General features: G+C 73.8%; 11 protein-coding genes. 5 read left to right on the top strand and 6 right to left on the bottom strand.

All coding sequences use genetic code 11. From position 1 onward, the window contains the following. Positions 1-17: 17 nt before the first annotated feature. The 5 genes from ACFWAR_RS03925 to speB all read right to left on the bottom strand — a co-directional run bounded on the left by ACFWAR_RS03925 (position 18) and on the right by speB (position 7,310). The gene (locus ACFWAR_RS03925; protein ID WP_385772727.1) at positions 18-3,812 is read right to left on the bottom strand and encodes an ABC transporter ATP-binding protein; all 3,795 of its coding nucleotides are present in this window, start codon (positions 3,810-3,812) and stop codon (positions 18-20) included. A 151-nt stretch (positions 3,813-3,963) separates the two neighbouring features. After that, a complete protein-coding gene (locus tag ACFWAR_RS03920; protein ID WP_385772725.1) occupies positions 3,964-4,386 on the bottom strand; it encodes a PIN domain nuclease in 423 nt (140 codons plus the stop codon). Then, entirely contained in the window at positions 4,383-4,592 is a 210-nt protein-coding gene (locus ACFWAR_RS03915; protein WP_385772723.1) for a type II toxin-antitoxin system VapB family antitoxin, read from the bottom strand. The genes ACFWAR_RS03920 and ACFWAR_RS03915 overlap by 4 nt, the downstream gene beginning before the upstream one ends. A 61-nt stretch (positions 4,593-4,653) precedes the next feature. Continuing rightward, positions 4,654-6,339, bottom strand: a complete 1,686-nt coding sequence (locus ACFWAR_RS03910; RefSeq protein WP_385772721.1) for a thiamine pyrophosphate-binding protein — start codon at positions 6,337-6,339, stop codon at positions 4,654-4,656. A gap of 5 nt (positions 6,340-6,344) precedes the next feature. Further along, on the bottom strand, positions 6,345-7,310 hold the full coding sequence (gene speB / locus ACFWAR_RS03905; protein ID WP_385772719.1) for an agmatinase: 966 nt from the start codon (positions 7,308-7,310) through the stop codon (positions 6,345-6,347). 117 nt (positions 7,311-7,427) lie between these two features. Here speB and ACFWAR_RS03900 point away from each other — a divergent pair, with 117 nt between their 5' ends. The 5 genes from ACFWAR_RS03900 (at position 7,428) to ACFWAR_RS03880 (ending at position 12,696) form a co-directional block, all read left to right on the top strand. Next, positions 7,428-8,882: a PucR family transcriptional regulator gene (locus tag ACFWAR_RS03900; protein WP_385772717.1), complete on the top strand. Its 1,455-nt coding sequence runs from the start codon at positions 7,428-7,430 to the stop codon at positions 8,880-8,882. A 112-nt stretch (positions 8,883-8,994) separates the two neighbouring features. Next, the gene (locus ACFWAR_RS03895) at positions 8,995-9,498 is read left to right on the top strand and encodes a hypothetical protein (protein ID WP_385772715.1); all 504 of its coding nucleotides are present in this window, start codon (positions 8,995-8,997) and stop codon (positions 9,496-9,498) included. 137 nt (positions 9,499-9,635) lie between these two features. Next, positions 9,636-10,793 carry an acyl-CoA dehydrogenase family protein gene (locus ACFWAR_RS03890; protein WP_354382465.1) on the top strand — a complete coding sequence of 386 codons (1,158 nt, stop codon included), beginning with the start codon at positions 9,636-9,638 and terminating at the stop codon, positions 10,791-10,793. Positions 10,794-10,827: 34 nt separating this feature from the next. Beyond that, positions 10,828-11,706, top strand: coding sequence for an acyl-CoA thioesterase II (tesB, locus tag ACFWAR_RS03885; protein ID WP_385772712.1), 879 nt, complete (start codon positions 10,828-10,830; stop codon positions 11,704-11,706). A gap of 27 nt (positions 11,707-11,733) precedes the next feature. Beyond that, entirely contained in the window at positions 11,734-12,696 is a 963-nt protein-coding gene (locus ACFWAR_RS03880) for a cation diffusion facilitator family transporter (RefSeq protein ID WP_385772710.1), read from the top strand. A gap of 94 nt (positions 12,697-12,790) precedes the next feature. Here ACFWAR_RS03880 and ACFWAR_RS03875 read toward each other — a convergent pair whose 3' ends face one another. Then, entirely contained in the window at positions 12,791-13,594 is an 804-nt protein-coding gene (locus ACFWAR_RS03875; RefSeq protein WP_385772859.1) for a phosphatase, read from the bottom strand. Positions 13,595-13,621: the final 27 nt, after the last annotated feature.

The following is a 13,621-nucleotide window of genomic DNA, read 5'->3' as shown; positions in this document are numbered from 1 at the left end:
GGCTCGCCGCCGCGGGGTCAGGCCGCGGCGCGCTCGTCCTCGCCGACGAAGGTCCGCCACAGGCGGGCGTAGCGGCCGCCGCGGGCCAGGAGTTCGGCGTGCGTGCCGTCCTCGACGACCCGGCCGTGGTCCATCACCACGACCCGGTCGGCGCGCGCGGCGGTGGTCAGCCGGTGGGCCACCACCAGCGTGGTGCGCTTGCCCGCGAGCCGGTCGGTGGCCTGGTTGACCAGGCCTTCGGTGGCCAGGTCGAGGGCCGCGGTGGCCTCGTCGAGGAGCAGGACGTCCGGGTCGACGAGCTCCGCGCGGGCCAGGGCGATCAGCTGGCGCTGGCCCGCGGAGAGGTTGCGGCCGCGCTCGGCGACGGCGTGCAGGTAGCCGCCGTCCAGCGTGGCGATCATGTCGTGCGCCCCGACCGCGCGGGCGGCGCCCTCCACTTCGGCGTCGCTCGCGCCGGGGCGCCCGTAGGCGATGGCGTCGCGCACGGTCCCCGGGAAGAGGTACGACTCCTGGGGGACGACGCCGAGGCGGTGGCGGTAGCCCGTCAGGTCCCACTCGCGCAGGTCCACCCCGTCGGCGGTGACCCGGCCGGCGGTCGGATCGTAGAACCGGGCCACCATCTTGACCAGCGTGGACTTGCCGGCCCCCGTCTCGCCGACGAAGGCGACGGTCTGCCCGGCGGGGATGCGCAGGTCGATCCCGGCCAGCGCCGGCTCCTTCGCCCCGCGCTCTTCGGCGGTGCCGTACTCGAAGCGGACCCCCTCGAAGGCGATCTCGCCGCGCAGTTCGGGGACCGGGCGGGGCTCGACCGGGCGCGGGGTGCTGGTGGGCTCCCGCAGCAGGCCCTGGATCCGGCCGAGCGAGACGGTCGCCTGCTGGTAGCCGTCGAAGACCTGCGAGAGCTGCTGCACGGGGGCGAAGAACAGGTCGATGTAGAGGAGGTACGCGACCAGCGCGCCGGTGGTGAGCGTGCCGGCCTCCACCCGTCCGGCGCCGACGATCAGCACGGCGGCCGCGGCCCCCGAGGACAGGAGCTGGACGAAGGGGAAGTAGACCGAGATCAGCCACTGGCCGCGGACGCGGGCCTCGCGGTAGGAGTCGCTGCGCTCCCCGAAGCGGACGGATCCGCTGGCCTGGCGGCGGAACGCCTGGACGATGCGCAGCCCGGCCACCGACTCCTGGAGGTCGGCGTTGACCAGGCCGACCCGGTCGCGCGCGAGCTCGTACGCGGCCACCGACCGGCGGCGGAAGACGATCGTGGCGATGACCAGCAGGGGCAGGGTGGCGAAGACGATCAGCGCCAGCTCGACGTCGAGGACGAGCAGGGCGATCAGGATGCCGAAGAAGGTGAGGACCGAGACGACCGCGGTGACCAGCCCGGTCTGCAGGAAGCTGGACAGGGCGTCGACGTCGGTGGTCATCCGGGTCATGATCTTGCCGGTCAGCTCGCGCTCGTAGTAGTCGAGGCCGAGGCGCTGGAGCTGGGCGAAGATCTTCACGCGCAGGGCGTAGAGCACGCGCTCGCCGGTGCGGCCGGTCATCCGGGTCTCGGCGAACTGCGCGGCCCACTGGGCCAGGACGACGCCGAGCGCGAGGAGGGACGCCGCCCAGACGGCGCCCAGCGCGGCGGCCTCGACGCCCTTGTCGATGCCGTGCCGGATCAGGATCGGCAGCAGCAGCCCGGAGCCCGCGTCGAGGGCGACGAGGCCCAGGGATATCGCGAGCGGTGCCCAGAAGCCGCGCAGCAGGCGGCGCAGGTTGTAGCTGTCCTCGCTGGAGGCGGCGCGGGCCTCGTCCACCGCCGGGGTGTCGTCGGCGGGCGGCAGCGCGGCCACCTGCGCGAGCAGTTCGGGGGTGGCGGGCATCCCGGCGGGGGCGGTGGTCTTCTCGTCCGCCTGCTCCTGGCGCTGCCAGAGCTCGGGGGTGATGCCGCCGGCCACCCGGCGCTTGGCGTTGACGGGCTCGGAGTCGATCTCGGCCTCGAACTCGATGTCCCGTTCCAGGTCCCGCTCGATGTCCCGCTCGAACTCCGCCATCACGGGCGCCTCGGGCGTCCGCGGCGAGCCCGCGCCCAGCGCGTCCGGATCGGTCAGCAGCCGCCGGTAGAGGGCGGAGCGGCGCTCCAGCTCCTCGTGCGTACCGATGTCGGAGAGCCGCCCGTGGTCCAGGACGGCGATCCGGTCGGCGAGCGCGAGCGTGGAGCGGCGGTGCGCGATGAGCAGGGTGGTGCGGCCGGCCATGACGGCCCGCAGCGCTTCGTGGATCTCGTGCTCGACCCGGGCGTCGACGGCGGAGGTCGCGTCGTCGAGGAGCAGCAGCCGGGGGTCGGTGAGGATGGCGCGGGCGAGCGCGATGCGCTGGCGCTGGCCGCCGGAGAGGGTCAGGCCCTGCTCGCCGACCTTCGTGTCGAAACCGGCGGGGAGTTCCTCGATGAACCCTTCGGCCTGGGCGGCGCGGGCGGCGGCCAGCACCTGCTCCTCGGTGGCGTCGGGGTGCCCGTAGGCGATGTTCGCGCGGATGGTGTCGGAGAAGAGGAACGAGTCCTCGGGGACCAGCCCGATCGCGTCGCGCAGCGAGTCGAAGGTCAGCTCGCGCACGTCGTGCCCGCCGACCCGGACGGTGCCGTGGTCGGTGTCGTAGAAGCGCGGCAGGAGCAGGGAGACGGTCGACTTGCCGCTGCCGGAGGCGCCGACGAGGGCCACGGTCTCGCCCTCGGCGATCGAGAGGCCGAAACCGTCGAGCACCGGGCGCTCGGGGTCGTAGCCGAAGCGCACGTCCTCGAACTCGACGGTGGCGGGCGCGTCGGCGGGCAGGGCGTGCGTGCCGTCCTGGATCACCGGCTCGGTGTCGATGAGCTCGAAGACCCGCTCCGCACCGGCGCGGGCCTGCTGGCCGACGGTGAGGATCATGGCGAGCATCCGGACGGGGCCGACGAGCTGGGCGAGGTAGGTGGAGAAGGCCACGAAGGTGCCGAGGGTGACCTGCCCCTTGGTGGCCATCCAGCCGCCGAGGGCCAGCATCGCGACCTGCCCGAGGGCGGGTACGGCCTGGAGGGCGGGGGTGTAGCGGGAGTTCAGCCGGATGCTGCGCATGCGCCCGGCGAAGAGGCGGCGGCCGGCGTCGCGGAGCTTGCCGGTCTCCTGCTCCTCCTGGCCGAAGCCCTTGACGACGCGGACGCCGGTGACGGCCCCGTCGACGACGGAGGCGACGGCCGCGGCCTGGCTCTGGGCGTACCAGGTGGCGGGGAAGAGCTTCTTGCGGCTGCGCTTGGCGATGAACCAGAGGGCGGGGGCCATGAGCAGCGCGACCAGGGTCAGCAGCGGCGAGAGCCACAGCATGATCGCGAGGGATATGCCGAAGAGCAGGAAGTTCCCGATGGTCATCGGGAGCATGAACAGCAGGCCCTGGATGAGCTGGAGGTCGCTGGTCGCCCGCCCGATGACCTGTCCGGTGGACAGCTCGTCCTGGCGGCGCCCGTCGAGCCGGCCGATCGTGTCGTACATGTCGGTGCGCAGGTCGTGCTGCACGTCGAGGGCGAGGCGCCCGCCGTAGTACCTGCGTATGTAGGTCAGCACGTACACGACGAGTGCCGCGCCTATGAGCATCCCGGCCCAGGGCCCCATGGGCTTGCTCTTGTCCCCGATGACGTCGTCGAGGATCACCTTGGTGACGAGCGGTACGAGCGCCATGACGGCCATGCCGCCGAGCGAGGACCCGAGGGCGAGCAGCACGTTGGCCTTGTACCGCCAGGTGTACCGGGCCAGTCGCCGTCCCCAGCCCTGACCCTGGCCCTGTTTCTCCGCCGCCGCCACGTGGTGCCTCCCCGTCCGTCCTGCCTGTCCTGCCGCAAGCCCCAACGCCACGACCGGCGGATTTCATCCCGCCGCAACAATCGAACGCGTTTACCCGAGGGGGCGCACGGTGGGCGGGGCCGGACGTGGGGGGCGGCGAGGGGGCCCGCGGTCAGACGGTGCCGGGAGGGGCGATCCAGCGGGCGGGCTGGCCGGTCACGCGCGCGATGGTGTCGAAGTCCTTGTCGTAGTGCAGCAGCGTGAGGCCGGTGAGTTCGGCCGTGGCGGCGACGAGCAGGTCGACGGGGCCGGCACTGCGGTGCTCGCCCCGGTCAGTGAGCAGCCGCTGCACCGCGCGGGCCCGGAGGTAGACCCGCTCGGGCATGGGCGTCCAGTTGAAGAGTTCGCCGAGCAGGGCCTCCTTCTCCAACCGGTCGGCGAGCGAGCGGGCGGAGAAGAGCAGTTCCAGCTCCGTGACCTCGCAGACGCCGATCACGCCCACGGCGAGGTGCTCCAGCCAGCTCTTGCGAACGTCCTCGTTCGTCACGACGCGCACGACGGCGGAGGTGTCGATGAGGTGGGTCACCGGGCTCATCGTCGGTAGTCGGCCTTGTTCAGGAGGGGCTCGAAGTCGCCGCGCTCGCCCATCTCGACGAGCCGCTCCAGCGCCTTCAGCCGCTTGTTGCGCCGCGCCACCTCTTGGAGGGCCGCGTTGACCGTGTCCTTCTTCGACTTGGTGCCCAGTATCGAAGCGGCCTCGGCGAGGGCCTCGTCATCGACTTCCATGTAGAGGTTGGACATATATGCCTCCTATGCTGGTCCCATATAAAGCATAGGAGGCGGGGTGCGGGTCGGGCAACGCCTACAGGTGCGTCGGGGCGAACATCTTCAAGGTGGCCGGTAGGACCAGGACCGAGGGGCCCGGGGTGGACAGGGCCTTCGCGAGGTCCGCGCGCAGGGAGTCCGGGGTGGTGGTCGCCGCCGGGACGCCGAAGGACTCGGCCAGGGCGACGAAGTCGGGGCGGGTGAGCTCCGTCCCCGTGGTGCGGCCGTCGAAGGACTGGCTCATGTACTCGCGCAGGATGCCGTAGCCGCCGTCGTCGACGATCAGCCAGGTCACGTCCAGGTCGTACTGGCGGGCCGTGGCCAGCTCCGCCAGGGAGTACATCGCGCCGCCGTCGCCCGAGACGGCCAGGACCGGGGTGTCCGGCTCGGCCGCGCAGGCTCCGAGGGCGGCCGGGAAGGCGTAGCCGAGACCGCCCGCGCCCTGGGCCGAGTGCATCGTGTTGGGGTGCTTCGGGTCGAAGGCGGACCAGGCCCAGTAGGCCAGGATCGTCATGTCCCAGAAGGACGGCGAGCGCGCCGGGAGGGCGGCCCTGATCGAGGCCAGCAGGGACTGCTCCAGGGCCACGTCCTGGGTGGACAGCCGCTCCGCGATCGCGGCCAGGACGGAGCGGACGCGCTCGGGCGCGCCCGGATCCGGGCGCTCGGACACCGTCTCCAGGAGCGCCTGGAGCGCGAGCCGGGCGTCGGCGTGGATGCCGAGCCCCGCGTGGTTGGACTCCAGCTTGCCGAGGTCGGCGTCGATCTGGACGACCCGGCCCTCAGGGAAGAACGTGTGGTAGTTCGAGGAGAGTTCCCCGAGGCCCGACCCGACGACCAGCAGGACGTCGGCGTCCTCCAGGAAGTCCGTCATGTGGCGGTCCTCCAGCCAGGACTGGAGGGAGAGCGGGTGGGTCCAGGGGAAGGCGCCCTTGCCGCCGAAGGTGGTGACGACCGGCGCGTTCAGCCGCTCGGCCAGCTCCCGCAGCTTCTTCGCGGCGTCCGAACGGACCACCCCGCCGCCCGCGATGATCACCGGTCGCTCCGCACGCTCCAGCCAGTGCGCGGCCAGCGCGGTCAGCTCCGGGCGCGGGGCGAGGTCGTGCGGGGTCGCGTCCACGCCCGTGACCTGCGGAACGATGGTCCGCGCGCGCAGCACGTCCTCGGGGATCTCCACCCAGACCGGGCCGTGCGGGGCGGTCAGCGCCGACTCCCAGGCCGCGGCGATCACGGAGGGGATCTGGGACGGGGTGCGGGCCTCGTGCACCGACTTGACCACGTCCCGGAAGGACGCCGCCTGGTCCCGCAGCTCGTGCAGGTGGCCGCGCCGCCCGCCGCCCAGGCCCGCGCTCGGCACCTGGGAGGCGATGGCCACGACCGGGGCGGAGGCGGCGGCCGCCTCCGCCAGGGCGGGCAGGGCGGTCAGCGCGCCCGGCCCGGTGGACAGCAGCAGCGGGACCGCCTCGCCCGTGAGGCGGCCGTACGCGTCGGCCGCGAAGGCCGCGTTGTTCTCCACCCGCAGGCCGATCAGCCGCAGGTCGGAGCGGCCCAGCGCGTCGAAGGTGGCCAGCGCGTGCTGCCCCGGCAGGCCGAAGACGGTGGTCGCGCCGAGCGAGCGCAACGTCTCCACGACCAGGTCCCCGCCGGTCCGGCCCGGCGGCGGCGCGAGTGCGGCCGCCTTCTGGGCTTCGGTGGGGCGGAGTACCAGGTCGTGGTCGTGCGTCACGGTGCTTACTTGCCCTTCGCCTGCGCGATCTGACGGCTCATGATGGTGGTCAGCTCGTACGCGGTGTGCGAGGCCGCGACCGAGGTGATCTCCGCGTGATCGTACGCCGGGGCCACCTCGACCACGTCGGCGGAAACCAGGTTGCAGGACGACAGGCCGCGGATGATCTCCAGCAGCTCGCGGGAGGTCATGCCGCCCGCCTCGGGGGTGCCGGTGCCGGGCGCGTGGGCCGGGTCCAGCACGTCGATGTCGATCGAGATGTACAGCGGGCGGTCGCCGATGCGCTGGCGCAGCTGGTCGGCGACCTCGTCGGCGCCGCGGCGGTAGACGTCGGCCGAGGTGACGATGCCGAAGCCCATCTTGGCGTCGTCGTCCAGGTCCTGCTTGCCGTAGAGCGGGCCGCGGGTGCCGACGTGCGAGAGCGCCTCGGTGTCGAGGATGCCCTCCTCGACGGCCCGGCGGAAGGGCGTGCCGTGCGTGTACTCGGCGCCGAAGTACGTGTCCCAGGTGTCCAGGTGCGCGTCGAAGTGCAGCAGCGCGACCGGGCCGTGCTTCTTGGCCACCGAGCGCAGCAGAGGCAGCGCGATGGTGTGGTCGCCGCCGAGGGTCATCAGGCGGGAGCCGCCCGAGATCAGCTCGTCGGCCGCGGCCTCGATCGTGTCGACGGCCTCGTTGATGTTGAAGGGGTTCGCCGCGATGTCACCGGCGTCGGCGACCTGCGCGAGGGCGAAGGGGGAGGCGTCCTGGGCCGGGTTGTACGGGCGCAGCAGGCGCGAGGCCTCGCGGATGGCGTTGCCGCCGAAGCGGGCGCCGGGGCGGTAGGAGACGCCGGAGTCGAAGGGCACGCCGACCACGGCCACGTCCGCCTTGCCGCCGACCTCGTCGAGGCGGGGCAGTCGGGCGAAGGTCGCGGGGCCCGCGTAGCGCGGGATGCGGGAGGAGTCGACGGGGCCGCGCGGCTGCGTGCTCATGGGGGGTGCCCTTCCTGGAGGTCCTGCGAGTGCGGTGCTTCGAGCGTAAACGGACACCCCGGGCGCGCGGGGTGTACGTTCCATCCATCGAGCGTCCCCGATGTGTACGGAGTATCCATGGAAGCCCCGCCCGCTCCGCCGGTCCCGCTCGGCGCGCTGCTGCCGGAGCGGGAGCTGGGGCTGCGCCACCTCGCCGGGCCCGCCGGGGCCGAGGTGCACGGGGTGCACGCCTCCGAGATGGCCGACCCCTCGCCGTACCTGCTGGGCGGCGAGCTGCTGCTCACCGCGGGCGCCGCGCTGGAGGACCCCGACGCGTACGTCGCCCGGCTCGCCCGCGCCGGTACGGCGGCCCTCGGCTTCGGCGTGACCCCGGTGCACGCGACCGTGCCCCCGGAGCTGGTGGCGGCCTGCGACCGGCACGGGCTGCCGCTGCTGGAGGTGCCCGCCGGGACGCCGTTCACGGCGGTCGCCCGCGCCGTGTGGCGGCTGATGGCGCGGGCCCGTACCCGTGAGCTGAGCCGGATCACCGAGGCCCAGCAGGCGCTGGCCGCCGCCGCGGCCCGGCCCGATCCGGTACCGGCCGTACTGTCCCGGCTGGCCGGTGTCCTGGACGGGCACGCCGTACTGGTGGGCGCGGACGGGGTCCGGGAGGCGGCGGGCCGCCCCGCGCCCCCGGGGGTGCTCGCGGCCCTGACCGCGCTGGCCGCCCGCGTCGCGGGCAACGGCCCGGGGACCGGCGCGCCCGCCGCCGCGACCGCGACCGACACCCACGAGGGGCTGCACCTCTCGGTGCACGCCCTGGGCCGCCCGGGGGCGGCTCCCGGGGCCGCGCTCGTACCCGTGCTGGCGCTGGCCGCGCCCGGTCGGGCTCCCGGGGACCACACCATCGCCTCGGTGGCCGCCGTGCTGCTCACGCTGCTGACCGCGCACCGCCCGCCGGGCCCGGAAACGGCCGCCCTGACCCGGCTGCTGCTCGACGGGGATCCGGGCGGGGCGCTGGGCCCGGGGCCCTGGTACGCCGTCCACGCGCGCGGCGCCGGTGATCCGCGGGCCCTGGCGGCCGCGCTGGGCACCGTACTGCTGGACCCGGACGGGGGCGGGGACGGCGTGCGCCTGCTCACCGACCGGGACCCGACCCCCCAGCCCGGCTGGCGGCTCGGGGTCGCCCCGCCCGCCGGGCCCGCGGAGCTGCGCGGCGCCGGGGCCCGGGCGCGGCGGGCCCTGGAGCGCGCCGAGGCGGCCCGCGCCCCGCTGGCCCGGCACGCCCCCGGGGGCATCGCGGCCCTGCTCGACCCGGCGGAGGCCCGCGCGCACGCCGAGGCGCTGCTCGCCCCGCTGAACCCGGCGCACGCGCGGACGCTGCGCGCCTGGCTGGCCCATCACGGCAGCTGGGACCGCAGCGCGGCCGCCCTCGGCGTCCACCGCAACACCGTGCGCCAGCGCATCGCCCGCTGCGCGACCCTGCTGGCGCTCGACCTGGACGATCCGGACACCCGGATGGAGCTGTGGTTCGCGCTGCGGCACGCCGGGGTGGAGGACGGGACCGCCTCCCCCGACACCGCCCGCCCCTGACCCGCCCTCCGGGGGCGCCTCGAACGCCGGCGAGGCTGAAATCCCCGGCCCCGCCGGTGGGGCGACGGGGGCTGCGCACGACAAGGGGGCCGGCCGGGGTGACGCTGGTGACATGAACAGCCGACCGGACAGTTCACCGGAGCAGCCGGGATGGGGCCCCCGCCCGCCCCACCAGGACCCCCCGGCGGGGTACCCGTACCCCCCGCCCCCGCCCGCGCCGCGCCGGCGCCGCCGCTGGCCGTGGGTGCTGCTCGGCCTGCTCCTGCTGCTGCTCGGCGGCTGCGCGGCCCTCTTCGCCGTCTTCGTCGGCGAGGTGCAGAAGGAGGCCGGTCGGCCCGCCCGGGTCACCTACGCGGCGACCGGCAAGGCCACGGACGTGACCATCACGTATTCGACCTGGCACGACGGCAGCGCCTCCACCAGCCAGGTGGGCGGCCAGAGCCTGCCGTGGACGAAGGTGCTCACTACGAAGGGCTTCGCCAAGGGCGGCTCGCTCGTGGTGACGCTGGGCGCCCAGGGCGGGGCCGCCACCTGCTCGGTCACGGTCGACGACGACCCGCCGATCACGGCGAGCGCGATGGGCCCCTTCGCCTCGGCCGTCTGCAACGGCTTCTGACGCACCGGCCGGAGCCCGCGGGGAGGGGCGGCGTGGCCGCCGCCACTCTGGACAGCACGGACAACCCACCGGTAACTTAGTCTGAGCAAGCGCTTAGCCATAGGCGGCGGACCGCCGCGACCGAAGGGAGCCGGCCCGTGCGCCGTACCGTTTTCAATGAGGACCACGAGGCGTTCCGCGAGACCATCCGCGCCTTCATCGAGGCCGAGGTCGTCCCGGTCTACGACGAGTGGTTCCAGGCGGGCCAGGCGCCGCGCGACTTCTACTACAAGCTCGGCGAGCTGGGCGTCTTCGGCATCAACGTGCCCGAGGAGTTCGGCGGCGCCGGTCTGGACACGCACAAGTTCGAGGCCGTCCTCTACGAAGAGACCTCCCGCGCGGGCGTGAACTTCGGCGGCTCCGGCGTGCACGTGCTGCTGGCCCTCCCCTACATCAAGATGCTCGCCACCGACGAGCAGAAGAAGCGCTACCTGCCGAAGTTCGTCTCCGGCGAGGAGATGTGGGCCCTCGCGATGACCGAGCCGGGCACCGGTTCCGACGTCGCGGGCATGAAGACCACCGCCAAGCTCTCCGAGGACGGCACGCACTACGTCCTCAACGGCTCCAAGACCTTCATCACCGGTGGCGTCCACGCCGACCGCGTGATCGTCTGCGCCCGCACGTCCTCCCCGCGCGAGGACGACCGCCGCTTCGGCATCTCCCTCTTCGCCGTCGACACCAAGTCCGAGGGCTACTCCATCGGCCGCAAGCTCGACAAGCTGGGCCTGCGCACCTCCGACACCGCCGAGCTGGCGTTCGTCGACGTGAAGGTGCCGGTCGAGGACCTGATGGGCGAGGAGAACAAGGGCTTCTACTACCTCGGCGCCAACCTGCCCTCCGAGCGCTGGGGCATCGCCTTCGGCGCGTACGCCCAGGCCAAGGCGGCCGTCCGGTTCGCGCAGCAGTACGTCACGGACCGCACCGTCTTCGGCAAGCCGGTCGCCCACTTCCAGAACACCAAGTTCGAACTGGCCTCCTGCCAGGCCGAGGTGGACGCCGCCGAGGCCGTCGCGGACCGCGCGCTGGAGGCCCTGGACGCCGGTGAGCTGACCGCCGCCGAGGCCGCGTCCGCGAAGCTCTTCTGCACCGAGGTCGCGCACCGCGTCATCGACAAGTGCCTCCAGCTGCACGGCGGCTACGGCTACATGAACGAGTACCCGATCGCCCGCCTGTACGCCGACAACCGCGTGAACCGCATCTACGGCGGCACCAGCGAGGTCATGAAGTCCATCATCGCCAAGTCCATGGGCCTGTGAGCGAGCAGCCACCCGGCACTTACGCTTACCGACCATGAACGAGGCACTGACGACGCTCCTCGACCTGCTCGACCTGGAGCAGATCGAGGAGAACATCTTCCGCGGTACCAGCCGTTCGGCGCTGGTACCGCGCGTCTTCGGCGGTCAGGTCGCGGCCCAGGCGCTGGTCGCGGCCGGCCGCACGGTGCCCGAGGACCGCGCCGCGCACTCGCTGCACTCGTACTTCCTGCGCGCCGGTGACCCCGGCGCGCCGATCGTGTACTCCGTCGACCGGATCCGCGACGGGCGCTCCTTCACCACGCGCCGCGTCGTCGCCGTCCAGCACGGACAGCCGATCTTCCACCTCTCGGCGTCCTTCCAGACGCCCGAGGAGGGCCTGGACCACCAGGCCGCGATGCCGGACGCGCCCGATCCGGAGACCTTGGAGACGGCCGCCGAGGCCCTGCCCCGCTACCGGGACGTCTTCCGCGACCCGGGCACGGTGGAGCGGCTGATCGACGCGCGGGCCGCGGTGGACCTGCGGTACGCGACGACCCCGCCGTGGGGCAGCGTCGGCGAGCCGGTCGAGCCGCGCACGCAGGTCTGGTTCCGCACCGCGGGCAAGCTGGAGAGCGACGACCCCCTCCTGCACACCTGCCTGGCCACCTACGTCTCGGACATGACCCTGCTCGACTCCGTCCTGCTCGCGCACGGGCGCGGCGGCTGGGCGGTCGGTGACGTCGTGGGCGCCTCGCTGGACCACGCGATGTGGTTCCACCGGCCGTTCCGCGCGGACGAGTGGCTGCTGTACGACCAGGAGTCCCCCTCGGCCGCCGCCGGGCGGGGCCTGGGGCAGGCCAGGATCTGGACCCGGGACGGGCGGCTCGCCGTCACCGTCATCCAGGAGGGCGTGGTGCGCGTCCCGCGCGCGTAGCCGGGGCGGCGGACGTACCGTCGCCTCATGTCCAGCAACCCGGACGGCTCCGGCGGCGGTGGCGACGAGAGCGTCGCCACCGTACTCGTCGCCGTGGTCACCAACCTCGGGATCGCGGCGGCCAAGGCGGTCGGCGGGATCGTCAGCGGGTCCAGCGCGATGCTGTCCGAAGCGGCCCACTCGGTGGCCGACACCGTGACCGAGGTGCTGTTGCTGGCCTCGCTCAAGCGGAGCGCCAAGCCCGCGGACGAGGCGCATCCGCTCGGCTACGGGCCGGAGCGCTACATCTGGGCGCTGCTGGCCTCGATCGCCACCTTCGTGGGCGGCGCGGTCTTCGCGGTGTACGACGGGATCCACACCCTGGTGCACGGCGAGGACCCGGGCGATCCGACCCTCTCCTACGTCATCCTCGCCGTGGCCTTCGCCCTGGAGGGCTACTCGCTGCTGGTCGCCTGGCGCCAGGTCAAGGGCGAGGCGGCCCGGATGCGGGCGCCCCTGGGCCTGTACGTGAAGCACACCCCGGACACCGCGGTGAAGGCGGTCCTGCTGGAGAACGTGGCCGCCCTGATCGGCCTCGCCCTGGCCGCGGGCGGGCTGCTGGGCGCGCAGCTGACCGGCTCCGGGGCGTACGACGGGATCGCCTCGCTGCTGATCGGGCTGCTGCTGGTGGGGGTGGCGTGGGAGCTGGGCCGCTCCAACGCGCAGTACCTGATCGGGCGCCCGCTGCCGCCGCGGATGCGGGCCGGGGTCCGCGAGGAGCTGCTGTCCGTGCCGCACATCGAGGCGGTGCTGGAACTGACCACGCTGGTGCAGGGCCCGGACGAGGTGTTGATCGCGGCGAAGATCGACTTCCACGACCTGGCGGCCGCCTGGCAGGTCGAGCGCGCCTGCGAGGAGGCCGAGGCGCAACTGCGCGAGCGCTACCCGGCGATCCGCCGCGTCTACCTGGACCCCACCCCGCGCCGCGCGGCCCCGCCGCCCGGCCCCTGACCCGCGCGGGGGGAGGTCCGGCGGACGTCCCGGGCCGCCCCCTTCGGATCTCGCCGGGCCCCGGAAGACCCCTCCGGGGCGCCGGGGGCCGGGGTCAGGACGACAGCCCCGCCGCGTCCAGCAGGTACGCCACCAGCGGGTCGTAGTGGCGCGGGTCGCGCACGTGGTCGTCCAGGGGCACCGCCACCTGGAGGGTGCCCTCGGCCTCGCCGAGGAAGAGCGCCGGGTCGTTGCAGTCGGCGTAGCCCACCGCGTCCAGGCCGCGCTGGGCCGCGCAACCGGCCCAGCCGTGGTCGGCGACGACCAGGTCGGGCTGCGGCCGCCCCTCGGCGGCCAGGGCGTCCAGGATCGCGGCCATCGGGTTCGGGGAATGGGTGTGCCACAGGGTGGCCCCCCGCTCCAGCACGGCCACGTCGGCGAACTGCCACACGGAGCCCTCGTCGGCCGTCAGCCCGGCCGGGATCACCACGATCTCGCAGCCGGCCGCCCGCAGGGCCGCCGCCGTGGCGCGGTGCACGTCGAGCAGCCCGCCCGGGTGCCCGGTCGCGAACAGCACCCGCTGCTGGTCCAGGGCGGCCTTGCGCAGCCGCGCCGCCATCCGGTCGAGCGCGTCGAGGGTCAGCTCGGGGTCGATGGTGTCCTGGCCGTGCAGCTGGGCCGGGTCGTCGACGACCCCGCAGCGCTCGGCCATCACCGCGAGGACGTCCTGCTCGTCCCTCCAGCGGTCGCCCAGCTCCAGGCCCAGCCAGTAGTGGCGGTCGCCGTTGGCGAGCTTGCGGTAGTGGGAGAGGTTGTTCTCGCGCGGCGTGGCGACCTGCCCGGCGATCCGGGTGCGGACCAGGTGATCGATGAGTTCGGCGCGGCTGGGTACGGGCGTCTCTATCGGCATGGTCCCCATTCTGCCGCCGCCGACCCGGACGCGTCC

Source organism: Streptomyces sp. NPDC059917 (assembly GCF_042730635.1).
GTDB lineage: Bacteria > Actinomycetota > Actinomycetes > Streptomycetales > Streptomycetaceae > Streptomyces.
Note: the sequence above shows the minus strand (reverse complement) of the source record. Positions and strands in the feature narration are given on the sequence as shown.